The organism is Streptomyces sp. NPDC013187, assembly GCF_042899705.1.
Taxonomy (GTDB): Bacteria; Actinomycetota; Actinomycetes; order Streptomycetales; family Streptomycetaceae; genus Streptomyces; species Streptomyces hawaiiensis_A.
In genome coordinates, this window is sequence record NZ_JBIBAF010000002.1 from 127011 (window position 1) to 151873 (window position 24863).

Annotated in this window: 20 protein-coding genes; 2 read left to right on the top strand and 18 right to left on the bottom strand. The window is 70.9% G+C overall.

The genetic code is table 11. From position 1 onward, the window contains the following. Window positions 1–173: 173 nt before the first annotated feature. The 10 genes from ACFY5B_RS03740 to ACFY5B_RS03785 form a co-directional block, all read right to left on the bottom strand. Complete coding sequence (locus tag ACFY5B_RS03740) at window positions 174–1670, bottom strand: VCBS repeat-containing protein (protein ID WP_389963991.1); 1497 nt, start codon at window positions 1668–1670, stop codon at window positions 174–176. A gap of 152 nt (window positions 1671–1822) precedes the next feature. After that, a complete protein-coding gene (gene obgE / locus ACFY5B_RS03745; RefSeq protein ID WP_389963994.1) occupies window positions 1823–3259 on the bottom strand; it encodes a GTPase ObgE in 1437 nt (478 codons plus the stop codon). Window positions 3260–3383: 124 nt separating this feature from the next. Beyond that, window positions 3384–3638 (bottom strand): 50S ribosomal protein L27, encoded by a 255-nt coding sequence (gene rpmA / locus ACFY5B_RS03750; RefSeq protein ID WP_003990207.1) that lies wholly within the window; start codon window positions 3636–3638, stop codon window positions 3384–3386. A gap of 14 nt (window positions 3639–3652) precedes the next feature. Beyond that, entirely contained in the window at window positions 3653–3973 is a 321-nt protein-coding gene (rplU, locus tag ACFY5B_RS03755) for a 50S ribosomal protein L21 (protein WP_030836278.1), read from the bottom strand. Window positions 3974–4240: 267 nt separating this feature from the next. Then, window positions 4241–8536, bottom strand: coding sequence for an Rne/Rng family ribonuclease (locus tag ACFY5B_RS03760; protein WP_389963997.1), 4296 nt, complete (start codon window positions 8534–8536; stop codon window positions 4241–4243). Between the two features lie 260 nt (window positions 8537–8796). Beyond that, window positions 8797–9579, bottom strand: a complete 783-nt coding sequence (locus ACFY5B_RS03765) for a TIGR03936 family radical SAM-associated protein (RefSeq protein WP_389964001.1) — start codon at window positions 9577–9579, stop codon at window positions 8797–8799. 48 nt (window positions 9580–9627) lie between these two features. Continuing rightward, window positions 9628–10881 (bottom strand): hypothetical protein, encoded by a 1254-nt coding sequence (locus ACFY5B_RS03770; protein WP_389964004.1) that lies wholly within the window; start codon window positions 10879–10881, stop codon window positions 9628–9630. A 90-nt stretch (window positions 10882–10971) separates the two neighbouring features. Next, window positions 10972–11448, bottom strand: coding sequence for a GNAT family N-acetyltransferase (locus ACFY5B_RS03775; protein WP_389964007.1), 477 nt, complete (start codon window positions 11446–11448; stop codon window positions 10972–10974). After that, complete coding sequence (locus ACFY5B_RS03780) at window positions 11448–11678, bottom strand: helix-turn-helix transcriptional regulator (RefSeq protein ID WP_104780597.1); 231 nt, start codon at window positions 11676–11678, stop codon at window positions 11448–11450. Before ACFY5B_RS03780 ends, ACFY5B_RS03775 begins: the two co-directional genes overlap by 1 nt. Continuing rightward, window positions 11678–12175, bottom strand: coding sequence for a DUF2975 domain-containing protein (locus ACFY5B_RS03785; RefSeq protein ID WP_389964011.1), 498 nt, complete (start codon window positions 12173–12175; stop codon window positions 11678–11680). Before ACFY5B_RS03785 ends, ACFY5B_RS03780 begins: the two co-directional genes overlap by 1 nt. Window positions 12176–12343: 168 nt before the next feature. Between ACFY5B_RS03785 and ACFY5B_RS03790 the strand changes: the two genes are divergently transcribed. Together ACFY5B_RS03790 and ACFY5B_RS03795 are read left to right on the top strand one after the other, a co-directional pair. After that, on the top strand, window positions 12344–13033 hold the full coding sequence (locus ACFY5B_RS03790; protein ID WP_389964013.1) for a GAF and ANTAR domain-containing protein: 690 nt from the start codon (window positions 12344–12346) through the stop codon (window positions 13031–13033). A gap of 372 nt (window positions 13034–13405) precedes the next feature. Beyond that, window positions 13406–14011, top strand: a complete 606-nt coding sequence (locus ACFY5B_RS03795) for a dihydrofolate reductase family protein (protein ID WP_389964016.1) — start codon at window positions 13406–13408, stop codon at window positions 14009–14011. Window positions 14012–14155: 144 nt separating this feature from the next. Here the strand turns inward: ACFY5B_RS03795 and ACFY5B_RS03800 are convergent, their stop codons facing one another. The 8 genes from ACFY5B_RS03800 to ACFY5B_RS03835 form a co-directional block, all read right to left on the bottom strand. Further along, a complete protein-coding gene (locus tag ACFY5B_RS03800) occupies window positions 14156–16120 on the bottom strand; it encodes a TIGR03960 family B12-binding radical SAM protein (protein WP_389964019.1) in 1965 nt (654 codons plus the stop codon). A gap of 87 nt (window positions 16121–16207) precedes the next feature. Next, entirely contained in the window at window positions 16208–17713 is a 1506-nt protein-coding gene (locus ACFY5B_RS03805; RefSeq protein ID WP_389964023.1) for a CHAD domain-containing protein, read from the bottom strand. Window positions 17714–17780: 67 nt separating this feature from the next. Next, window positions 17781–18389 carry a hypothetical protein gene (locus tag ACFY5B_RS03810; protein WP_389964026.1) on the bottom strand — a complete coding sequence of 203 codons (609 nt, stop codon included), beginning with the start codon at window positions 18387–18389 and terminating at the stop codon, window positions 17781–17783. Window positions 18390–18409: 20 nt separating this feature from the next. After that, window positions 18410–19612: a rod shape-determining protein RodA gene (gene rodA, locus ACFY5B_RS03815; protein ID WP_389964029.1), complete on the bottom strand. Its 1203-nt coding sequence runs from the start codon at window positions 19610–19612 to the stop codon at window positions 18410–18412. After that, a complete protein-coding gene (gene mrdA, locus ACFY5B_RS03820; protein ID WP_389964032.1) occupies window positions 19609–21855 on the bottom strand; it encodes a penicillin-binding protein 2 in 2247 nt (748 codons plus the stop codon). The genes rodA and mrdA overlap by 4 nt, the downstream gene beginning before the upstream one ends. A gap of 115 nt (window positions 21856–21970) precedes the next feature. Then, window positions 21971–22645 (bottom strand): rod shape-determining protein MreD, encoded by a 675-nt coding sequence (gene mreD / locus ACFY5B_RS03825; RefSeq protein ID WP_344453526.1) that lies wholly within the window; start codon window positions 22643–22645, stop codon window positions 21971–21973. Between the two features lie 13 nt (window positions 22646–22658). After that, window positions 22659–23606, bottom strand: coding sequence for a rod shape-determining protein MreC (mreC, locus tag ACFY5B_RS03830; protein WP_389964036.1), 948 nt, complete (start codon window positions 23604–23606; stop codon window positions 22659–22661). A gap of 144 nt (window positions 23607–23750) precedes the next feature. Next, window positions 23751–24770 (bottom strand): rod shape-determining protein, encoded by a 1020-nt coding sequence (locus ACFY5B_RS03835; protein ID WP_004001297.1) that lies wholly within the window; start codon window positions 24768–24770, stop codon window positions 23751–23753. Window positions 24771–24863: the final 93 nt, after the last annotated feature.

The window sequence follows — 24863 nt, forward strand, 5'->3', positions numbered from 1 at the left end:
TCGCGGGCGGTCCGCCCGCTGAACGCCGGGATTCGCGTACATGACAACTAAGCAGACAGAGAGAGACTCGCCGCCAGCACCGGAACAAGCCGTTGCCGGGGCGAGTCTGACAGGTGATCAGCAGGCGATACCGGAGCCGGGACGGGCGCCTGCGGCGGGAGGGGGTCCTGAGGTCAGCGGGCGAAACCCCTGCCGAGGGAGGAGCCGCTCCTGACCGTGCCGAGGGTGCCCGCGCCGAAGCTGACCGAGCCGGTCGCGGTGGGAGTGTTCACCGGGTTGGGGAACGCCCAGACTCCGCCGTCCCGGTTCTCGCCGGTGGCGCCGGCGAAGAGCTCGGCCCGGCCGTCGCCGTTGACGTCGAGCAGGTTGGTGTCGGCGCCGAAGAAGTCGTTCTGCTCCGCCGCGCCGGGGACGTTCCTGGTGTTCTGGTTCATGCTGTAGGCGCCCTCCCCGGTGAGCCCCTTCTTGCCGCCACGCAGGACGGTGACCTGGCCGGCCGCGTACACCTCCCCGAGGTCCTCGCTAGAGCTGCCGGTGGAGACGTCCGCGTAGCCGTCGGCGTTGACGTCACCGACGGAGATGCTCCCGCCGAAACTGTCGGACCACTCCGAGCTTCCGGGCACACCTGGGGTTTCCTGCGTGATGATCGTCGTACGGGAGGTGTCGGGTCCGGCGGCCGAGCCGTGCACCACGCCGATCTGACCGCCCTTCAGCAGCGGGTCGTCGAGGTCGACTTCGCCGAAGCCGTCATTCGGGCGGCCGATCACGAGGTCGGCGTACCCGTCCTTGTCCACGTCGCCGACACCGAGGCTCTCGCCGCCGCGCATGCGCGTGCCGTCGGGGTTGTTCACCGGCGCGGGGGCGCCCAGGCCGTCACGGGTGCCCCGCAGGAAGACCGCGCGACGGTGCCTGTAGTCGGGGTCGTGCATGTCGTCGTCGCTGACGTCGTGGATGAGCGCGACCAGGTCCGTGAGGCCGTCGTGGTCGACGTCCCCGGCCGCCACGTCGTCCGTGACGTACGCGGGCTCGATGGCCAGGGTCCGGCTCTTCGCGGCGCCCGTGGCGCGGTCGAACGGCCCGGACAGCAGGCGGTTGCCGGTGGCGAGGTCCAGGTGGCCGTCGCCGTCGAAGTCGCCGAGCGCCGGGGTCTCGGGGTCGACCCGGTCCTCCTCGGTGCCGGTGGCCACGGCCGTGCCGCCGGACAGACCCTGCTTCCCGCCCCACAGCACGGCGAGCGTGCCGGCCGCCCTGACGTCTCCGACGCTCTCGCCCGGGGCGCCCACGACCAGGTCGGCGTAGCCGTCGCCGTCCAGGTCGCCGGCGGCGAGACCGTCGCCGTAGTCGTCGTTGGTCTCCGCGGCACCGGGTATGCCCGGGGTGTTCTGGCTGATGACCTGCTTGTGCGTCAGGTCGATGCCCTTGGCCGAGCCGTACACGACGGCGACGTACCCGGCCTGGGCCTGCCCGTCGACCTTGCCGCGCGAGGCGGCGACGGCCAAGTCCTGGTAGCCGTCGCCGTTGAAGTCGTCACGGAGTTTCTCCGCGACGGACGGGGCGGCGGGGGCGGCCGGGGCGGCGTGCGCGACCACCGGGGTGGTCACGGTCGCGACGACGGCGATCGCCGCCGCGACCGCTCCGCCGACCCTGCGCTTGCTCATGGACTGTGGCACGTCAACTCCGTTGATCCGCTGGACAGCTGGTATACGGGTGGGGAACAAGATCCTCACCCGCACTGCCCTGTACGACTCACCGGAGAACGGCTTGGTTGCACCGAAGTCCGTTGCGAATTTGCTTTCTGTTAACCCAGAAGGGCTCTGTTGACTCAGAAGGGCTCGAAGTCGTCGAACTCCTGCTGCGCCTCGTCCCGCTCGGCCTGCCGGTCCTTGCGGCGCTGCGCGGCCGGCCGCTCCCCCTCGAGCCGGTGGTCCTCACCACGGCGGCCGAGCATCTCGGCACCGGCCGTCATGGAGGGCTCCCAGTCGAAGACGACCGCGTTGTCCTCGGGGCCGATGGCCACGCCGTCGCCGCCTCGGGCGCCCGCCTTCATCAGCTCCGCTTCGACACCGAGCCGGTTGAGCCGGTCCGCGAGGTAGCCGACGGCCTCGTCGTTGTTGAAGTCGGTCTGGCGCACCCAGCGTTCGGGCTTCTCGCCGCGTACCCGGAACAGGCCGTCGGCCTCCTGCGTCACGGTGAAGCCGGTGTCGTCCACGGCCTTGGGCCGGATCACGATCCGGGTCGCCTCTTCCTTCGGCTTCGCGGCCCGCGACTGCGCCACGAGCTCGGCGAGCGCGAAGGACAGCTCCTTCAGGCCCATGTGCGCCACGGCCGACACCTCGAACACGCGGTAGCCGCGCGCCTCCAGGTCGGGCCGCACCATCTCGGCCAGGTCCTTGCCGTCCGGTACGTCGATCTTGTTCAGGACGACGATCCGCGGCCGCTTGTCCAGCCCGCCGTACTGCCGCAGCTCCTCCTCGATGATGTCGAGGTCGGAGACGGGGTCACGCTCGGACTCCAGCGTCGCGGTGTCGAGGACGTGCACGAGCACACTGCACCGCTCCACGTGCCGCAGGAACTCCAGGCCCAGGCCCTTGCCCTGGCTGGCCCCGGGGATCAGCCCGGGCACGTCGGCGATCGTGTAGACCGTCGAACCGGCGGTGACGACACCGAGGTTGGGCACGAGGGTCGTGAAGGGGTAGTCGGCGATCTTCGGCTTGGCGGCGCTCAGCACCGAGATCAGCGACGACTTGCCGGCGCTCGGGTACCCGACGAGGGCCACGTCGGCGACGGTCTTCAGCTCCAGGACGACGTCCCGCAGGTCTCCCGGCTCGCCCAGCAGCGCGAACCCGGGTGCCTTGCGCCGCGCGGAGGCCAGCGCCGCGTTGCCGAGCCCGCCCCGGCCGCCCTGCGCGGCGACGTACGACGTGCCGTGCCCGACCAGGTCGGCGAGGACGTTGCCCGCCTTGTCCAGCACCACCGTGCCGTCCGGCACCGGCAGGACGAGGTCCTGACCGTCCTTGCCGGAGCGGTTGCCGCCCTCGCCGGGCTTGCCGTTGGTGGCCTTGCGGTGCGGGGAGTGGTGGTAGTCGAGCAGCGTGGTGATCGACTGGTCGACGGTGAGGATCACGTCCCCGCCGCGCCCGCCGTTGCCGCCGTCCGGCCCGCCGAGGGGCTTGAACTTCTCACGGTGGACGGAGGCACAGCCGTGGCCTCCGCTACCCGCGGCGACGTGCAGCTCGACGCGGTCCACGAAGGTGGTCATGGTGTGTGCCTCCAGGTGCGTACGTATGTGTACGAGGTTCTACGGGGTTGTTCTCTGCGTAACACGCGAAAGGCGGACCCGCTTCCCGTGAGGGAAGTGAGGTCCGCCTCGCGAAAGTTTCCGATCAGGCGACCGGAACGATGTTCACGACCTTGCGGCCACGGTGGGTGCCGAACTGCACCGAACCGGCCTCGAGGGCGAACAGCGTGTCGTCGCCGCCACGGCCCACGCCGGCGCCCGGGTGGAAGTGGGTGCCACGCTGACGGACCAGGATCTCACCCGCGTTGACGACCTGACCGCCGAAGCGCTTCACGCCGAGCCGCTGGGCATTGGAGTCGCGACCGTTCCGGGTGGACGATGCGCCCTTCTTGTGTGCCATTTCTCCTCAGTCCCTTACTTCGCAGCCGTGGGGATCTCAGTGACCTTGATCGCCGTGTACTGCTGGCGGTGGCCCTGGCGACGGCGGTAACCGGTCTTGTTCTTGTAGCGCAGAATGTCGATCTTCTGGCCCTTGTGGTGGTCCACGACCTCGGCCTGGACCTTGATGCCGGCCAGCACCCACGGGTCGCTGGTCACGGCGTCGCCGTCGACAACGAGCAGGGTCGAGAGCTCGACCGAGTCGCCAACCTTGGCAGTGGAAATCTTGTCAACCTCAACGATGTCGCCGACAGCAACCTTGTGCTGGCGACCACCGCTGCGCACGATGGCGTACACGCGGAACTCACTCTCTCGCTCGGGAAACGGCACCCCCGCAGGCCAGCCGCCCGACTCAGCGAACAGCCTCTCCCGGCGCCCGGCGCCCGGAGGATGAAGGTTTACGGGGATGTGACGCGTCAGTCGACACGCCGACGGTCAAGGTTACGGGGCCGCGGCCGAGGGGGTCAAACCGAGCCGGGCCCGCCACCTGTGCGACCGGTCACGCCGGTCGCGTCCCCGGGGCGTGCGCGGGGTTCGCGCACGCCCCGGGGACATCGAGGCCGGTCAGCCCTCGTCGGTGGAGGCCGAGACGGAGGACCCGGCGGACGCCGACTGCTCCGCCGCCACGGTCTTCTTCGACGCGGTCTTCTTGGCGGCGGTCTTGGTGGTCTTCGCCGCCTTCTTGGCCGTCGTCTTCTTGGCCGCGGTCTTCTTCGCCGCCGTCTTCTTGGTGGTGGCGGCCTTCTTCGCGGTGGCCTTCTTGGCCGTCTTGCGGGCCGTCTTCTTGGCGGGGGCCGACTCCTCGGCGGCCTCCTCCGTTGCGGCACCGCCGGATGCGGGCACTCCTGCGGCCTCCTCGGACGCGGGCGCCTGCGGGGCCTCCTCGGACGCGGCCGACGGGACGACCACGACGGCCGTCTCCTCGGACGCCGTGGACGCCGTGGGCTTGCGCACGGCACGACGCCGCGGACGGGCCGGGGCGGCGCTCTCGGCGGGCGCCTCGGCGACCGGCTCGGCCGCCTCGGGCTGCGCGGCCTGCTCGGGCGCCTCGGCGACGTCGGCCACCGGGGCGGTCTCGGCGACCGTCACCACGGTCGCCTCGGCCCCCGCCGGAGAACCGGCCGGAGCGGACACCTTGCGGGTGGCCCGACGCCGGGTACGGCCCTTGGGCGCGGCTTCCTCGACCGGAGCGGCCTCAGAAGCCCGAGCCGCCTGCGAGGCCTCAGCGGCCTCAGTGGCCGACGGGGCCTGCGCGGCCTCGACCACCGGGTCCTCCACGGCCATCGGCTCGGCCTGCGCCTCGGCGGCCGGCTCCGGCTGCACCGGACGGGCGACCTCCTGCTCGGCGGTCACGTCCTGCGCCGTCGGCACCTCGGCCTCGGCCTGCTCGGCCCTGCCCCTGCCCCGCCGGGTCCTGTCCCTGCCCTGCTCGGCCTTCGGCTCGGCGGCCTCACCACGCGGGGAGCCCGCCGGAGCCGACGCCCGCCGGCTCGCGCGGCGACGCGACCGACCGCGGCCAGCCGCGGCCTCCGCCTCGGCGGCGCTGCTGTACAGCTCCTCGTCGGGCTCGAAGGACGGCTCGGGCAGCGCGATCGGCTCGGCGGCCTCGGCCGCGACCTCGGTCTCGGTCTCGGCCTCCTCCTCGGCGGTCTCGACGGCGGCCTCGTGCACGTGCGGCTGCTCGGCGGCACCGGCACGGGCGCGCTTCTTGCGCTTGCCGCCGCCGGGGGCCGTCGGCTGCTCCATGTGCACGATGACACCGCGGCCGTTGCAGTGGACACACGTCTCGGAGAAGGACTCCAGCAGGCCCTGCCCGACCCGCTTGCGCGTCATCTGCACTAGCCCCAGCGAGGTCACCTCGGCGACCTGGTGCTTCGTACGGTCCCGGCCCAGGCACTCCAGCAGGCGCCGCAGCACCAGGTCCCGGTTGGACTCCAGCACCATGTCGATGAAGTCGATGACGATGATGCCGCCGAGGTCGCGCAGCCGCAGCTGACGCACGATCTCCTCGGCCGCCTCCAGGTTGTTCCTGGTGACCGTCTCCTCCAGGTTGCCGCCCTGGCCGGTGAACTTGCCGGTGTTGACGTCGACGACGACCATCGCCTCGGTCCGGTCGATCACCAGCGAACCACCGCTGGGCAGCCAGACCTTGCGGTCGAGGGCCTTGGCGAGCTGCTCGTCGATCCGGTAGGTGGCGAAGACGTCGACCTCGGAGGTCCACTTCGACAGCCGCTCGGCGAGGTCCGGCGCGACGTGCGAGACGTAGCCGTGGATGGTCGACCACGCCTCGTCACCGCTGACGACGACCTTGGAGAAGTCCTCGTTGAAGATGTCGCGCACGACCCGGACGGTCATGTCCGGCTCGCCGTACAGCAGCGTCGGCGCGTTGCCGTTCTTGGCCTTCTTCTGGATGTCCTCCCACTGCTGCTGCAGCCGCTCGACGTCACGGCGCAGCTCGTCCTCGCTCGCGCCCTCGGCGGCGGTGCGCACGATGACGCCCGCGTCCTCGGGGACGATCTTCTTGAGGATGGTCTTCAGCCGGGCCCGCTCGGTGTCGGGCAGCTTGCGGCTGATGCCGGTCATCGAGCCCTCGGGCACGTACACGAGGTAGCGGCCCGGCAGGGAGACCTGGCTGGTCAGACGGGCGCCCTTGTGGCCGATGGGGTCCTTCGTCACCTGGACGAGCACCGACTGGCCGGACTTGAGGGCGGATTCGATGCGCCGCGGCCCATGAGCCATGCCCAGCGCCTCGAAGTTGACCTCACCGGCGTACAGCACGGCGTTGCGGCCCTTGCCGATGTCGATGAAGGCGGCCTCCATCGACGGCAGCACGTTCTGCACCTTGCCGAGGTAGACGTTGCCGACGTACGAGGTCGACTGCTCCTTGTTGACGTAGTGCTCGACGAGCACGTCGTCCTCGAGGACGCCGATCTGCGTGCGGTCGCCGTGCTGGCGGACGACCATCACGCGCTCGACGGCCTCACGGCGGGCCAGGAACTCGGCCTCGGTGATGATCGGGACGCGGCGGCGGCCCTGCTCGCGACCTTCGCGGCGGCGCTGCTTCTTGGCCTCCAGACGGGTCGAGCCCTTGATGGACTGCACCTCGTCGGAGGGCTCGGCCTTGGGGCGGGGCTCGCGGACCTTGACGACCGTGCGCTCCGGGTCGTCCTCGGAGGGCTCGGGCTCGGTGCCGGAGTCCCCGGCGCGGCGACGGCGGCGACGACGGCGGCGGCTGCTGCTGGAGCCGCCCCCGCCGGACTCGTCGCGGTCGGTGGCGTCGTCGGAGTCCTCGTCGTCCTCCTCGGCGCTGTCCTCGGCGTCCTGCGCGGCGGTCGGCTCGGACTCGGCGTCCGAGCCCTCGCCGCCCTCGCCGTCGCCGTCGGCGGACTCACCACGCCGGCGGCGGCGACCGCCGCGGCGCCGGCGGCGGCGCGAGCCGGTGCCCTCGGACTCGTCCTGCTCGTCGCCGTCGGCCTGGTCCTCGGCGGAGTCGTCGGCCTCCTCCGCCTCCTCGGCGGTGGTGTCGGCGGCGGTCTCGGGGGCCTGCGCCTCGGGCTCGTCGCCGGCACCGCGGCGACGGCGGCGGCGACGCGAGCCGCCGCTCTGCTCCTCGCGCTGGGCCTCGACCGGTGCGAACTCCTCGCCCTCCTCGGCCTCCTGGGGCTCCTCGGCCCCGGCCGCCTCGGCGGCGGCAGCGGCGGCGGCGCGCTCCGGCGTCTGGAACTGGGGCTCGGTGAAGACGGGCGCCTGGAACAGCGCGACGGCGGGCCGCCTCGGACGCGAGGACGACTCGGTCTCGCTGTCGGCCGCGTCCGCGGACACCCGAGTCGCGGCCTTCGAGGCTCCCCCGCCCTTGGCGGGCTGGGCGGGCTCGGCGAAGCCACTGGCGGCCCTGCGCACGACCCGGCGGCGGCGCCGCGGACCGGCCTCTTCGACCGGCTCGGCCGACTCGGCGGCGGTCTCGGCGGGGACCTCGGCGGCACGGGCGGACTCGGCTGCAGCGGCCTCGGAGGCGGTGGCCTCGGACGCGCGGGCGGTCTCGGAGGCGGTCGCCTCGGACGCGCGGGCGCTCTCGGCGGCGGGGTTCTCGGTCACGGGCGCCTTCGCCTCCTCGGCGTTCCCTGCCACCGCGTCCGCGGCGGAAGGGGCCCCGGCGGGCGCGGACGCCCGCCGCGAGGCACGCCGGCGAGTCCGGCGCGGAGCAGCCTCTTCAGCGGCCTCGGCACCTTCGGCGGCGCCGTCGGTCACGACCGCCGGCTGCGCGGCCTCGGCTTCGGCCGGTGCCGCGGCCGCAGCCGTCTCGGCAGTCTCAGCCGTCTCGGCGCTCTCCGCAGGAGCGGCGGTGGGCGAGGTCACGGTGCGGGTGGCACGACGCCGGGCCCGCTTGGGCGCGGCGGCCTCAGTGGCGGGCGCGGCGGCCTCGGACACCTCGGCGGGCGCGGCGGCTTCGGACGGCTCGGCCGTCCGGTCGGCGGCGGGGGCGCCGGTGTTCACCGGGACCACGGTCTCGGCGGCCTCTGCCGCTTGCGGAGCGCCGGCGGGTGCAGAGGCACGGCGCACGGCGCGACGCCGCTTGGGCGGGGCGGGCGCGGCGGCCTCGTCACCCTCGACGGCCTCGGGAGCCTTGTCCCCCTCGGCAACGGCTTCTTCGACCTCGTCGGCCTCTACGACCTCGGCCGCGAGGTCCTCGGCATCGGCGGCCGGTATGGCCGGCGCGACGGTCTCCACCGGCGTGTCGGAGGAGGCACCGGTGGGCGGACCCGCCGGGCGGGACGCGGCACGGCGCCGCCGGCGGGGCGGCAGGGTGTCGCTGGGGGTGTTCTGTTCGGAACCCTCGGTGGGTTCGGTCGGTTCGAGCATGCGGGCTTGTCTCCCGTCAGGCTCCCGGGCGCCGCGCCTGGCCCGGCGATGCCGGTGACGTCCGCGGCGCGCGCTGTGCGCGTTCGCCGCCGTCCGGGGCGCGGGCGCCGCACGGGAGCTCTCTGTGTCCTGTCTCGCCGGTTCCGTACGCCGAATGCGTACGGCCTGGCGAAAGTCTTCTGGTCGGTGCGCTGCCCGACCCAGGTGGCTCCCGAGTCCGAGGGCGGCGCTACGACGTCCGTCCCTACACGGGACCTTCCTTACGCCGACGCCGTCGCGGTGGCAGTCGGTTCGGCCGTTGAGTGGGCCTCGACTGCCTCGCGGTCGGGCGCGAGCGGGTCGGTCACCGTGCCGGTCTCTTCATCGAACAGCCCCTGCGCCAGCCTGGTCACCGCTGCGGGGACCGGCGGCGCCAGGTCGGCCACGGCGCGGAGACCGGACAGGACGTCGTCGGGTCGTACGGCAGGCGTCACGTGCCGAACAACCAGCCGCAGTATCGCACAGGGCTGGTCGGTCGGCCTATCAGCCTGCGAACTGTGCGTTTCCGTGAGGTCGCGGACCTCGAGGCTCGCCACGGCGGCACGGGCGTCGAACGTACGGACGCCGTTCTTGGCGAGCCGCTGGACCTCGACGGTCTCGGCCGCGTTGAAGGCGTCCGCCGCCCGGCGGGCCTCTTCCGGCGGCACTCCGTCCAGCCGGAGCTCCCAGACGGAAGCCGTCAGCCGGTCGGCGAGCCCCGAGGTGCGGGCCTCGACCGCCTCGGTGATGTCGAGCCCGGTGGGCAGCGACTCGTCGAGAAGGGCCCTGAGCTGCTCCGGGTCGCGGGGCGCGGTGAGGGCGATCTCCAGGTATTCCGCCTCACTGCCCGTGCCGGTGGGTGCGGCATTGGCGTACGACACCTTCGGGTGCGGTGTGAAGCCCGCCGAGTAGGCCATCGGCACCTCGGCACGGCGCAACGCACGCTCGAAGGCGCGCTGGAAGTCACGGTGGCTGGTGAACCGGAGGCGGCCGCGCTTGGTGTAGCGCAGTCGGATGCGCTGCACCGCGGGTGCGGGCGGCGGGCCTTCGGGCTGTCGCTTGCCCAGTGTCGTTCAGTCCTTCGTGAGAGCGGTCGTACTGCTACCAAGAGTACGTGCCTCGTGCCCCGAAGGTTCCCCGCGGTCCGCGAGTCGCGGCCGGCGCGGCTCGCCGAACAGCATCCGCCGGAAGTCGGCGCGGGCCTGGCGTACGGATTCCCGGGCGGCGGCCACTGCCTGCCGGGTGGCCCGCCGCACACTGCGGGCGGCCTCGGCGGCGGGCCGCAGGACGGTGTCCCGGACGAGGTGCCCGACGGGCGTCAGCACGCTGCGGTACACCCACCGCACCGGCTCGACGAAGATCCACCGCAGGAGAGTGCCGAGGAACCGCCCGACGGCCAGCGAGATGTGCCCGGCGATGCGCCAGGCGTGCCCCAGGGCGTCCCACACTTCCCGTCCGATGACGGCGAGGACGCGCCCGACCGGCGTGAGGACCCACCGCCAGAGGGCGAGCGCGGGCAGGACGAGCAGGATGCGGGCGATCCAGTAGAGGGCCACGCCGATGCCGGTGACGGCCGTGCTCACCAGCCACACGAGCCCCTTGCCGCACCAGGCGACCGCGCGGCCGACGGGCGCGAGCACCCAGGTGTACAGCCACACGGCCGGTACGACGACGAGGTACGTCGCGAGCCAGGACACGACCGTCCAGACGCCGATGCCGAGCGCGGCGAGCACGGCGCCGAGCCCCTTCAGGACCCACGTCACCGCGTGCCCGACGGGCGTGAGGAGATACGCGTACACCCAGCCGAGCGCGGCTCCCACACCCCGCGCGCCCCAGCCGATCCCGGCCCCGATACCCCGGGCGGCCCAGGCGATCGCGTGCCCCACCGGGCTCAGCACGGAGCGGTAGAACCACACCAGCGGCACGACGACGAGGACGTTGCCGAGCCATCCGAGGGCCTTGCCCACCGGGACGACGACATAGCGCCACAGCCCGACGAACGGCCAGACGAACACCGCACGCCCGAGCCACAGCAGTGCCCGGCCGAGCGGCCGGAGCAGCACGTCATTCAGGAATCGCCCGGTGGCGACGAGCGCGTCCCACAGCATCCGCACGGGGACGACCAGGACGAGCACGATGATCCGTACAGGGATCCGGATGGCGACGGCGAGGCATCCCTCGGGCGCGTGCGGCTCGCGCGGGGCGGGCGGCCGCGGCTCGCGCGGGACGGCCGCCTGCGGCTCGCGCCGTACGGGCGGCCCGGCCTGCCGCTTGTGCAGATCGACCCGCGCCTCGGAACCCTCGCGGGAATGCTTCTCCAGATCCATACCGTCGTAGACGCTCTCAGTGCCCCGTCCGGATCCAGCACCGCACAGCCCCGCCCCGTTCTCCCGCGATTCCTCCACTCGGCCGCAAGATCATACGGCTCCGGCGCGGGCGACCTGCGCCTGCAGCAGCCGGGGCGACTCCTGGAAGCCGCTGCGGGCGTACGCGGGGACGGCTCGCGTACTGGAGTGGACGGTCACCCGCTCCAGTCCGAGTTCGCGGGCTCGGTCCAGGACGGCCCGGATGAGCCGCCCGCCCAGCCCGCCGTCGCGCGCTTCGGGTACGACGTAGACGCACTGCAGGTCACCGGAGGCCCGTCGCGGGGCCCGGGGCGTGGGCACCCGTTGCACCACGGCGAGCCAGGCCATTCCGATGACCCGGTCGCCCCGGACGAGCACCATGCAGCGGTGGGATCCGGCGTTCTCCTCCGCCCATGCGACGAAGTCCCGTACGAAGTCCCCGGGTTCGCCGAGGCCGTCGGAGCCGTTCTCGACGAGCCACTCCCACCGGAGGGTTGCCACGGCCGCCAGTTCGGCGGGCCGGGCCGGGCGGATGCTGATGTTCTCCATCAGGGCATTGTCGGGTCCGCCGCTCCGTCCGTCTCCCAGCGCAGCAGATCCCCCGGCTGGCACTCCAGCACCTCGCACAGCGCGGCGAGGGTGGAGAACCGGACCGCCTTGGCGCGGCCGTTCTTGAGGACCGCCAGGTTGGCGGGGGTGATGCCGACGCGCTCCGCCAGTTCCCCCACGGACATCTTGCGTTTGGCCAGCATCACGTCGATGTCGACGGCGATCGGCATCAGATGACCTCTTCCAGCTCTGCCTGCATCTGGGCCGCCTCGATGTCGCGGGCGACGGCCTGCGCGAGCAACATCCGCAGCACGAGCACGACCAGCGCGACGCCGAGCACAGCCACCACGACCCCGCACAGCAGCAGGACCACCCCGGGAGCGACGGCCTCACCCGGCGCGAGCACGACCGCGAGCGCGAAGACCAGCAGGGCGGCCGCCACGAACGCGCCGATCACGATGTGCACATAGCGGAACGCGGCAGTGGAGAACACCGTCCCGCGGCGCACCATCGTCACCAACCGCCACACGCAGACCACGACGACCTGGGCCGTCACGATACCCAGGACCGTGATCACGAGAATCGGAGTGCGCAGGTACGCGTACTCGGCCCTGAGCCCGTTCATGTCCACGGCCAGCAGCGGCACCATCACCGCCTGCACGAACAACGACCCGGCGAGCAGCACTACGAGCACCCCACGCAACGCCATCACGGCCAGCTTCCCCATTACCACCCCTTCGATCGACCTGCGATTGAAATCTATCGAGATTCGATAGATGACGCAAGGAGTCACTCCTCTACACCTCGGCTACGTCGCGCGCCCTGCCGGTGTGTGCGACACGTGACACCGTGGCAGGAGGTATGCATGCCGACACCGGGACCGAGGAGGACGACAGTGGACTGGCGCGTGTTCGCACGGGAGATGGCCTCCATGGCGCGCGACCTCCTTGCCCAGGAGACGGTCGGCGCCACGCTCGAGCACATCACCGGAGCGGCCACCGAGCGTGTGTCGGGGTGCGACGCGGCAGGCATCCTCCTTCTGCACGGCAAACGCGTGGAGACGCTGGCGCCCACCCACGACCTGGTCATCGAGAGCGACCGGCTCCAGGAGCGCCTCGCGGAGGGCCCCTGCTTCGACGCGGCCCGAACCAGCACCGGGGAGCGCGTCTTCCGCATCGCCGACTTCACCGCCGAGCAGGAGCGCTGGCCCGCCTACGCCACCCGGGCCCGCGAACTGGGCGTGGGGAGCATGATGGGCTTCCTGCTGTACACCGAGGACGAGGATCTGGGCGCGCTCAATCTCTACTCGCACCGGCCCGGGTCCTTCACCGACGACAGCGAGACCGCCGGCTGGCTGCTGGCCTCGCACGCTGCGGTCGCCCTCTCCAGCGCCCGCAGCCACGCCCAGCTGGAACAGGCCGTGGCCACGCGCCACATCATCGGTGAGGCCATGGGCATCCTCATGGGCAGCCATCGCCTCACCGAGGATCAGGCGTTCGACGTACTGCGCCGCTACTCACAGGAGAAGAACATCAAGCTCCGCGAGATCGCCCGACGGGTCTGCGAAGAGGGCCGCCTGACCTGACGGCTCCCCCAGCACACATTCTGAACTGGGGGAACCTGGCCGGGTCGATCCCCCGGGGGAGCGTCACCAACTCGACCTCCTCTGCGGGTCCCCCTCAGAACGGGCCTCTCACCTCCCGCTTTCCCGATACCTTCCGAGTTCACAGCTTCAGGGGGCACGCAAAGAGGCGGGGTACACACAGCCTGATGTTGCGCGGGAGACGGAAGGGTCCCTGTCGGAAGTCATGCGCCTGGAATCCGGCCCTGCTCATCAGTCATGCGCCTGGAGTCCGGCCCTGCTCATCGCCATCGCCTTACCGACCGGCCGGCCGGCCGATGAGTTTGTGGCTCCCGGCCGGTCCAAGCTCGTGACATCCCTGGAAAGGACACCGCCATGTCGGAGCTTCTCGTCGACTTCATCACCTCGCTCGACGGCTACGCCTCGGGAGAGGGGTGGCCCGGGTTCTGGGGCCTCGAGGGCCCGGAGTACCTCGCATGGCTCGGCGAGCAGCCCGAGGCCACCTATCTGATGGGAGCGAACACCTACCGCCTGATGTCGGGCTTCGCCGCAGGCGAGGTCCCGGATGGCCAAGACGAGTTCAGGCCCGAAGAAGAGGCGTCCGTCGACGAGCTCACGCAAGCGTCCAAAGTGGTGTTCTCCTCCTCACTCGAGGAGCCACTGACGTGGGCCAACTCCACGCTCGTCCGCGACGACGCCGTCGAGGCGGTCCGCGCCATGAAGTCGACCGGCTCGGGGCTCCTCAGCACGATCGGCAGCCTCAGCCTGTGCCGCTCCCTGCTGCGAGCCGGACTCGTCGACCGCTTCCGGGTCGTGATGTTCCCGGTGATCACCGGGGCCACGGGCGAAGAACGCATCTACGACGGCTATCCGGACGTTGCCCTCGAGATGATCGAGCACCGCACCTTCGACGGCCGCATCCAGCTGGTCGAGTACAAGCCCCGCGTGCTCGAACACCCGCCGCTCGGCGTCCCTGCCTGACGTCGCCCCGTCCGCCGGTCCCAGACGTCACGTCGGACGAAGGACGTCTTCGGGGGCCGACACCACTGAGCCCCCTCCGGGTCGAAGGGGGCTCAGTGCTCACCTGCTCAGGCCTCCACCGCTGGGGGCAGTGCGCCACTCACCTCAGTGCGTGTGCCCGCTGGGCGCCGGTGCCGCGTTCTTGACCGTCAGAGGCAGCAGCTTCTTGCCCGTCGGGCCGATCTGGATGCTGGTGTCCATCTGCGGGCACACCCCGCAATCGAAGCACGGCGTCCAGCGGCAGTCGTCGACCTCGGTCTCGTCGAGGGCATCCTGCCAGTCCTCCCAGAGCCAGTCCTTGTCCAGGCCGGAGTCGAGGTGGTCCCAGGGGAGGACCTCCTCGTAGGTGCGCTCGCGGGTGGTGTACCAGTCGACGTCGACGCCGAAGGGGGCCAGTGCCTTGTCGGCGCAACTCATCCAGCGGTCGTAGGAGAAGTGCTCGCGCCAGCCGTCGAAGCGGCCGCCGTCGTCGTAGACCGCGCGGATGACCGCGCCGATGCGGCGGTCGCCGCGGGAGAGGAGGCCCTCGACGATGCCGGGCTTGCCGTCGTGGTAGCGGAAGCCGATCGAGCGGCCGTACTTCTTGTCGCCGCGGATCTTGTCCCGCAGCTTCTGCAGCCGGGCGTCCGTCTCCTCGGCGGAGAGCTGCGGCGCCCACTGGAAGGGCGTGTGCGGCTTGGGGACGAAGCCGCCGATCGAGACCGTGCAGCGGATGTCGTTGGAGCGGGAGACCTCGCGGCCCTTGGCGATGACCTTCGTCGCCATGTCGGCGATCTGCAGCACGTCGTCGTCGGTCTCCGTCGGCAGGCCGCACATGAAGTACAGCTTCACCTGGCGCCAGCCGTTGCCGTACGCCGTCGAGACCGTGCGGATCAGGTCGTCCTCGGAGACCATCTTGTTGATGACCTTGCGGATGCGTTCCGAGCCGCCCTCGGGGGCGAAGGTGAGGCCCGAGCGGCGGCCGTTGCGCGTCAGCTCGTTCGCCAGGTCGATGTTGAAGGCGTCCACGCGGGTGGAGGGGAGCGACAGGCCGATCTTGTCGTCCTCGTAGCGGTCGGCGAGGCCCTTGGCGATGTCGCCGATCTCCGTGTGGTCGGCGGAGGAGAGGGACAGCAGGCCGACCTCCTCGAAGCCGGTGGCCTTCAGGCCCTGCTCGACCATGTCGCCGATGCCCGTGATGGAACGCTCGCGCACCGGGCGGGTGATCATGCCGGCCTGGCAGAAGCGGCAGCCTCGGGTGCAGCCGCGGAAGATCTCCACCGACATGCGCTCATGGACCGTCTCGGCCAGCGGGACCAGCGGCTGCTTGGGGTACGGCCACTCGTCGAGGTCCATGACGGTGTGCTTGGAGACCCGCCACGGGACCCCGCTGCGCTTCGGCACGACACGGGCGATACGGCCGTCCGGCAGGTACTCGACGTCGTAGAAGCCGGGCACGTACACCCCGCCCGTCTTCGCGAGGCGGAAGAGGAGTTCCTCGCGGCCGCCGGGGCGGCCCTCGGCCTTCCAGGCGCGGACGATCGCGGTGATCTCCAGGACCGCCTGCTCACCGTCACCGATCACGGCGCAGTCGATGAAGTCGGCGATCGGCTCGGGGTTGAACGCCGCGTGGCCACCGGCCAGGACGATCGGGTCGTCCAGGCCGCGGTCCTTGGACTCCAGCGGGATGCCGGCCAGGTCGAGGGCGGCGAGCATGTTCGTGTAGCCCAGCTCCGTGGAGAAGGACAGGCCGAACACGTCGAAGGCCTTCACGGGCCGGTGGCTGTCGACCGTGAACTGCGGGACGTGGTGCTCCCGCATGAGTTCCTCCAGGTCCGGCCACACGCTGTAGGTGCGCTCGGCGAGGACGCCCTGCTGCTCGTTGAGCACCTCGTAGAGGATCATGACGCCCTGGTTGGGCAGACCGACCTCGTAGGCGTCCGGGTACATGAGCGCCCAGCGGACGTCACAGGAGTCCCAGTCCTTGACCGTGGAGTTGAGCTCTCCGCCGACGTACTGAATCGGCTTCTGCACATGCGGGAGCAGAGCTTCGAGCTGCGGGAAGACCGACGCAGCGACTTCGGCAGGCATGTCGCGCACCTTCGTGAGCTGGACTGAACTGACAGGGGTGACCATCCAGACTAACGCGGTCGCGGGGTACCTCCGTACGCCGGAAGATCAGAGGTCCGCCGCGCGGTCCTTGATCCCGGTCCAGAACCCGGGCAGTTCTGCCTCCACGCGCAGCGCTCGGTGCGCCTCGCGCTCATGGAGAAGGCCGTAGGTGAAGGCGCTCTCCCCGGCGGCGTGGGCGACCGCCGACAGCTCGCGCAGGGCCTGCCGGGCCATCACGCTGTCCTGGTGCTCGCCGAGCAGGTTCTGCAGCGCCTTCATGGACTTGACCATGGCCTTGGCCGGCTTGCCGAGGACGGGTTCGGCCGCCTCCGCCGCGTAGCGGGTGCGCTTGGCCTTCTTGCGGGCATCGTGCAGCACGACGTCCCGGTCGGTGCCGGGCTCCAGGTCCGCCGCCCGCTCGATCAGCTTGGACACCTTGCGGAAGTCCTTCCGCACGGCCCTGGCGATCGGCTTGCGGGGTTTCTTGCCGGCCGCCTTCAGCAAGGGCGGGTCGGCGATCAGTGCGTCCAGGGTGTCGAGCAGGGTCAGGTAGCGGTGGGAGTCGAGGACACCGAGGAGGCGGCCGCGGGCGCTGCCGTGCTCGGCGCTCGACCAGGAGTGCAGGCGCTTGGCGACCGGGCCGCGGACCAGGCTCTCGGGCACCTCGTCGACGGCCGACGTCAGCCGCTCGGTCAGCACCTCGCGGTCCCGGTCCAGGCCCAGCTCGCCGGCGAGCCACTTGAGCTCGTCGGCGACGGGGCCGGTGACGGCCCGGTCGAGGATCTCGCCGAACGACTTGAACGTGCTGCGCAGCCGGCGGGTGGCCACCCGCATGCTGTGCACGGAGTCCTCGGCGTCCCGGCGGACGGCGGGATCGAGCTCGACGATCGCGTCCCGCTGGGTGCGCAGGTAGGCGAGCACATGGTCTCCGGCGGTCACCGGTTTCCCGGCGGACGCCGGCCTGTGCCGCTTCCCCGGTGCCGTCTCTGCCAGGGCGCGGGCCAGCTTCGACGACGACGCCGACGGCCGTACGCCCGCCTTGCGCAGCCGCTTCTCCACCTTGTCGAGCAGGGCCGGGTCGCCCCCGTCGGCTAGCTCCACCTCGATCTCGGTCCACCGCGCTTCGCCGCCGCGCCCGGTGAGCCGCTCGGCGTGCACGGTGTCCACGCTCACCTCGGCGAGCAGCCTGCCGTCGGCGTCGCGCAGGTGCCGTACGTCGCGGTCGGAGCGCAGCCGGACCACGGGAAGCAGCTCGCTGTCGCGTACGCGGGAGCGGACCAGCGCGGCGAGGTCCTCGGGGAGGGTGTCGGTGAGCGGGGCGCGGATCTCGTCGCGGACGTCCGGAGCGATCGGGAACTTGAGGTGCCAGCCCGCGTCGGAACCGCCGGTGCGGCGGCGCAGGGTGACGGACGACGCGGCGAGGCGTTCGTCCACGGTGTCGTGGTAGGTGGCGTCGAGGTGGGCGACGCCCTTGTTCACGACGTCCGCGACGCCGGCCACGCCGGTCAGGTCGGGAAGCCCGCCCTCGTCGGATTCGTACTTGCGCTCGATCTCGCGTTTCGTCTCCGCCATGCGACAAATCTAGTGGCTGACCGGCCGGGACAGCAGTGGTGGGCGCCGTCCGGGCGGCCCGTCATGTTCAGGTCGTCAGCAGGGCCCGCAGCTCCTCGCCGTCCGGGAACGGCGCGTCCTTCGCGGTCCTGGAGACGAGGTACACGTGGGCGTCCTCGAATTGGTGGTACGACAGCGGCTCCGGGCCCTGTCCGACGATCAGCACGTTGTGCTCCAGGCGCCAGCTGACGTACCGGGTGTCGTACCGGGGCTGCCGGATGTCATGGTCCGGCAACCCCAGCCGGTCGGTGAAGCGCTGCACGACGGAGGCGAAGTGGGCGTCGAACTCCGGCCGCCAGGCGCCCTCCTCGCTGGTCCAGCCGGGCAGCCGGCCCCAGCAGTCCTCGTCGAGCAGGCCGCCGTCGACCGAGTAGAGGTAGGCGAAGGGGAGGTGGAGCGAGCCGTCGCCGTCACAGGTGACGAAGTGCCCCTGCGGGGTGACGTGGGTGGCGTCGGGTACGTCGGGTGTGTCCTCGTACGCCGGGCCCTGCACCGCCTGCGACCAGTCGCGCCAGCCGGCCTCTCGCATCCGCGCCTCGACGGCGTCGTCGTCGGTCAGATCGAGTTCCGCCAACTCGACGAGCCGGCTCACCAGTTCTTCGGTCACCGGGCACCGGGCCACGTACTCCCCGGACATTCCGCTCCCCTCCTGGGACGCTAGGCCGACATCGGCCGCTGCACCCGGATCGACTGCAACAACCCCACCGCTATCCACACGGCGAACATCGACGAGCCGCCGTACGACACGAACGGCAGCGGCAGGCCCGTGACGGGCATGATGCCGAGCGTCATGCCGACGTTCTCGAACGTCTGGAAGGCGAACCAGGCGACGATGCCGGCGGCCACGATGGTGCCGTAGAGGTCCGTGGTCTCCCGGGCGATGCGGCAGGCCCGCCACAGGACGACGCCGAGCAGCAGGATGATCAGGCCGCCGCCGAGGAAGCCCAGCTCCTCCCCCGCCACGGTGAAGACGAAGTCCGTCTGCTGTTCGGGGACGAACTGGCCGGTGGTCTGCGAGCCGTGGAAGAGGCCGGAGCCGGTGAGGCCGCCCGAGCCGATGGCGATGCGGGCCTGGTTGGTGTTGTAGCCGACGCCGGCCGGGTCGAGTGCGGGGTTGGCGAAGGCGGCGAAGCGGGCGATCTGGTAGTCGTCGAGCACCCCGAGCTGCCAGACGGTGACCGCGCCGAGGGTGCCGGCGCCGAGTAGGCCGAACACCCACCGGTTGGACGCCCCGGAGGCCAGCAGCACGCCGAGCACGATGATGACCATCACCATGACCGACCCGAGGTCGGGCATCAGCATCACGATCAGCATCGGCACGGTGGCCAGGCCGAGCGCCTGCACGACCGTGCGGTGGTCGGGGTACTGCTTGTCGCCCGCGTCGACCCGGGCCGCCAGCAGCATCGCCATGCCCAGGATGATCGTGACCTTCACGAACTCCGAGGGCTGGAGCGAGAAGCCGCCGGGCAGCTTGATCCAGGAGTGGGCGCCGTTGATCGTGGAGCCGAGCGGGGTGAGCACCAGCAGGATCAGCAGCAGCGAGAAGCCGTACAGGACGGGCACGGCCGTGCGCAGGCCGCGGTGGCCGAGCCAGATCGTGGCGGCCATCAGGGCCAGGCCGATGCCGGTGTTGAGCAGGTGCCGGACGAGGAAGTAGTACGGGTCGCCCTGGTTGAGCTCGGTGCGGTTGCGGGTCGCCGAGTAGACGAGGAGCGTGCCGAGCAGTGACAGGGCCAGCGCCGACAGCAGGATCGGCCAGTCGAGGCGCCGCGCCACCGAGTCACGGGCCAGCAGCCGCGTCCAGCCGGAGCGCTCGGGCCCGTAACCGGAGACCTGGAAGCTGTTCACACCGCCGGTCATGCTGACAACCTCCGGCTTCCCCGGCGGCGCCGCCGCCTTCGGGTGTTGCGGTTCTCGGGGGACGGCGGGGCCGACGTGACCGGCTGGAGCGGGTCCGCCGGGGCGTTCGGGTCCTTCTTTTTCGCCTGGCCGTCCTTGGCCGGGTCCTTGGGGACCTTCGGGGAGGCGATGGTGCCGTCCGTCTTGATCTTCGGCAGGGTCTTCTGCGGCGTGGGCAGCAGCGCCTTCTTCGCGTCGATGTCGCCGTCTTCGGAGACGCCGTACAGCGCGTTGTAGATGTTGCGGACGGCGGGGCCCGAGGCGCCGGAGCCCGTACCACCCTGGGAGATCGTCATGACGATCGAGTAGTCCTTGGTGTACGTGGCGAACCAGGAGGTCGTCTGCTTGCCGTAGACCTCCGCCGTACCCGTCTTGGCGTGCATCGGGATCTTGTCCTGCGGCCAGCCGCCGAACCTCCAGGCGGCCGTACCGCGGGTGGCGACTCCCGCGAGGGCTTCGTCTATCTCGTCGCGCGTCTTCTGCGTCATCGGCAGCCTGCCGTGCGACTTGGGCTTGATCGGCGTGACGGTCTTGCCGTCGGCGCTGATGACGGCCTTGCCGACGGAGGGGTTGTAGAGGGTGCCGCCGTTGGAGATGGCCGAGTAGATGGTGGCCATCTGGATGGGCGTGACCAGCGTGTCGCCCTGGCCGATGGAGTAGTTGACGGAGTCACCGGCGCGCATGCGGTTGCCTTCGAGGCAGTTCTCGTAGGCGATCTTCTCGGCGTAGCTGCCGTTGCGCTTGCCCGTGCGGCACCAGGCGTCCTTGTTGGCCTTCCAGTAGCTCAGCTTCCACTGGCGGTCGGGGACGCGGCCGGTGACCTCGTTGGGCAGGTCGATGCCGGTTTCCTTGCCGAGGCCGAACTGGTGGGCCGTCTTGTAGAACCAGTCGTTGGCGTTCTTCTTCGGCTTGGTGCCGCCGTCGCGCTTCCACTCCTCGTGGGAGAGCCGGTAGAAGACCGTGTCGCAGGAGACCTCCAGGGCGCGGCCGAGGCTGATCGGGCCGTACCCCTTGGACTCGAAGTTTTTGAAGACCTGGCCGCCGATCGAGTACGAGCTGGAGCACTGGTAGGGGCCGTCGAAGGAGTAGCCCGCGTTGACCGCGGCGGCGGTGGGGACGACCTTGAAGATCGAGCCGGGCGCCGACTGGCCCTGGATGGCGCGGTTGAGCAGCGGGTAGTTGGAGCTCTTGCCGGTGAGCCGCGCGTAGTCCTTGGCCGAGATGCCGCCCACCCAGGCGTTCGGGTCGTACGTGGGGTTGGAGGCCATGGCGACGACGCGGCCGGTCTTGGCCTCCATGACGACCACGGCGCCGGAGTCGGCCTTGTAGTTCGTGCCCGTGTTGCGGTCGTGCTGCTTGCGGGCCTCCTTCATGGCCTCGTTCAGCTGGTACTCGGCGATCCGCTGGACCCGGGAGTCGATGCTGGTGACGAGGTTGTCGCCGGGGTGGGCCGGGTCTGCTTCGGCCTGGCCGATGACCCTGCCGAGGTTGTCGACCTCGTAGCGGGTGACGCCGGCCTTGCCGCGCAGTGCCCTGTCGTACTGGCGCTCCAGGCCCGAGCGGCCGACCTGGTCGGAGCGCAGGTAGGGCGAGTTGGTGTTCTGCGCCTTCTTGATCTCCTCGTCGGTGACCGGCGAGAGATAGCCGAGGACCTGGGCGGTGTTGGCCTTTCCGGGGCTCGGGTAGCGGCGCACGGCCTCCGGCTCGGCGGTGATGCCGGGGAAGTCCTCGGCGCGCTCACGGATCTGCAGGGCCTGCTTGGGGGTGGCCTCGTCGGTGATGGGGATGGGCTGGTAGGGCGAGCCGTTCCAGCAGGGCTGCGGCGTCTTGGCGTCGCACAGCCGGACCTTCATCTGGACGTCCTCGGGCGTCATGCCCAGGACCCCGGCGAGCTTGGTGAGGACTTCCTTGCCGTCGTCCTTCATCTTCAGCAGGTCGGTGCGGGAGGCGGAGACCACCAGCCGCGTCTCGTTGTCCGCGATGGCCACGCCGCGCGCGTCCAGGATGGAGCCGCGGACGGCCGGCTGGACGACCTGCTGGACGTGGTTGCCCGACGCCTCCTTGGCGTAGGCGGCGCCCTCACGGATCTGGAGGTACCACAGGCGTCCGCCGAGGGTGAGCAGGAGGGAGAGGACGAGGACCTGGATGACGACGAGTCGGATCTGGACCCTTGAGTTCCTGCCGGTCTCGGGAATGTTGGTCACTGCGGCTGCCTCCCCCTCTCGGTGCGCGTACGGATGTGCGGGTACGAAGGATGAACGCCCGCCCACGAACCGGCGTTCCTACTGGACCGACGCGTTCGGGTGAACTTCGCTGCGTTCACAGCCGCTTGACCCCCTTGATGCGCCCGGCGCGTGCCATCCGTGCCCGGGCGGCCTTCACGCGCAGTCCGTTGCGCTGGCTGCCGATCTTCAGGCCGGTGCCGCCGGAGAGCCAGCCGGAGGAGATGTCCGTGGCCTTGGCGGCGGCCGAGGTGGACTCGGCGAGCGGATCGTTGTCGGCGCGCCGGGCCAGGGCCATGATCCCCGGCACGACGAACGGGGCGAGCAGCAGGTCGTACAGGGCGGCGGTGAACAGCAGGCTGCCGAGGCCCACGTGGCGGGCCGCGGTGTCGCCGACGAGGGCACCGACCCCGGCGTACAGCAGGGTTGAGCCGACCGCGGCGGCCACCACCACGACCATGGGTCCGGTGGCGGACTTCAGCCGGCCCGACTCGGGTTTCACCAGGCCCGCGAGGTAGCCGATGACGCACAGCACGAGGGCGTAGCGCCCGGCGGCGTGGTCGGCGGGCGGGGCCAGGTCGGCGAGCAGACCCGCGCCGAAGCCGACGAGGGCGCCGCCCACATGGCCGTACACCAGCGCGAGGCCGAGCACGGTGAGCAGCAGCAGGTCGGGCACGGCGCCCGGCAGGTGGAGGCGGGCGAGGACGCTCACCTGGATCACCAGGGCGACGACGACCAGGGCGGAGGAGAGCAGGATCCGGTTGACGCGCATGGGGTGACAGCTCCTACTGCTCTTGCTGGTTCTGGCCGTCCACGGGTGCCTCGGGGGACGGCGTCACGGTCACCGTCACTGTCGGCCTGGGGGTCGGCTTGGGCTTGGGCGGGAGCACCGTGTCACGTGGGTCCTTCTTCGGGGCCTCGACGACGACACCGACGATGTCGAGCTTGGTGAAACTGGCGTACGGCGTGACGTACAGCGTGCGGGTCAGGCCGCCGCCGGAGGGGTCCACGCGGGACACCACGCCGACGGGCACGCCGGGCACGAACGGCCGGTCGGCCTGCGAGCCGAAGGTGACCAGGCGGTCGCCCTTCTTCACCTCGGCCTTGCCGTTGAGGAGTTCGACGCGCAGCGGGCGGTCGCCCTGCCCGGAGGCGAAGCCGAGCTCGTCGCCGGACTCCATGCGGGTGCCGACCGTGAAGTCGGGGTCGCTGGCCAGCAGGACGGTGGCGGTGTCGGGGCCGACGGTGGTGACGCGGCCGACGAGCCCGTCCCCGTTCAGGACGGTCATGTCGCGCTTGATGCCGTCGTTGGCACCGACGTCGACGGTGATGGTCCAGGAGAAGCCCTGAGCGGCTCCGATGGCGATGACCTGGGCGCCCTTGATGCCGTACTGGCCCTGACCGGCGATCTTCAGCATCTTGTCGAGCTGCTTGAGGCGGCTGCGGCTGCGGTCGTCGCTGCCGAGCCGGGCCTTCAGGGCCGCGTTCTCCTCTTCCAGCACGGCGAGCCGGTCGTGCCGGTCGCCGGAGTCACGGATGGCGGAGACCGCGTTGCCGACCGGGTCGACCGCGGCCGAGACGCCGCTCTCGATCGGGCCGAAGACCGTCGCCGCGCCCTGCCGGGCACCGTCGACCGGCGAGTCCTCCCCACCGCGGATGTCCACCGTGATCAACGCGAACGCGACGGCGATCAGCAGCACCAGGAGCAGCCGACTCTCTCGTGTGTCCCTCACGTGCGGCGGCCGTGCCCTTCCTCATAGGAATTCGGGAAGCCCCAGGGAAACCCGAGGGGCTGCTTTGTGGGAGCTTATGCAGCTGTATCAACGATCCGCCGCACGAGAGGAGATCGTCCCGTACGGCGGAATCGAAGAGTTATGTCATCTGCGCGGCTGGGCGTCCAGCACCTGCTGGAGCGCCTCGAACTCCTCGACGCACTTTCCGGATCCGAGCGCCACACTGTCCAACGGGTCCTCGGCGATGTGGATCGGCATACCGGTCTCCCGGCGCAGCCGCTCGTCGAGGCCACGCAACAGCGCTCCGCCGCCGGTCAGAACGATTCCCCGGTCCATGATGTCGCCGGACAGCTCCGGCGGACACTTGTCGAGGGTCGTCTTGACGGCGTCGACGATCGCGTTGACCGGCTCCTCGATCGCCTTGCGGACCTCCGCCGCGGAGATGACCACGGTCTTCGGCAGTCCGGAGACGAGGTCCCGCCCGCGGATCTCGGTGTGCTCGTCGGAGTCGAGGTCGTACGCCGAACCGATCGTGATCTTGATCTGCTCGGCCGTGCGCTCACCCAGCAGGAGGGAGTACTCCTTCTTGATGTGCTGGATGATCGCGTTGTCCAGTTCGTCGCCCGCGACCCGGATGGACTGGGCGGTGACGATGCCGCCGAGGGAGATGACCGCGACCTCCGTGGTGCCGCCGCCGATGTCGACCACCATGTTGCCCGTGGCCTCGTGGACCGGCAGGCCGGAGCCGATGGCCGCGGCCATGGGCTCCTCGATGATGTGCACCTGACGGGCGCCGGCCTGGGACGACGCCTCGATGACGGCGCGGCGCTCGACGCCCGTGATGCCCGAGGGCACACAGACGACGACCCGCGGACGAGCCAGATACCGCCGCTTGTGGATCTTCAGGATGAAGTAGCGCAGCATCCGCTCGGTGATCTCGAAGTCGGCGATCACGCCGTCCTTCAGCGGACGAACGGCAACGATGTTGCCGGGCGTGCGCCCGATCATCTTCTTAGCTTCGGCACCGACCGCGAGGATGCCACCGGTGTTGGTGTTGATGGCGACGACGGACGGCTCGTTGAGTACGATCCCGCGACCCCTGACGTACACCAGCGTGTTGGCGGTCCCGAGGTCGACAGCCATGTCACGGCCGATGAACGACATTGAGTTCCCCATCAGGATTCGTCTGGCCTTCCCACTAGCTTTTGAGGGCTTTTCAGGTAGGCAAAGGTGGGTGCTGTGACGTGAAGGCTTCCA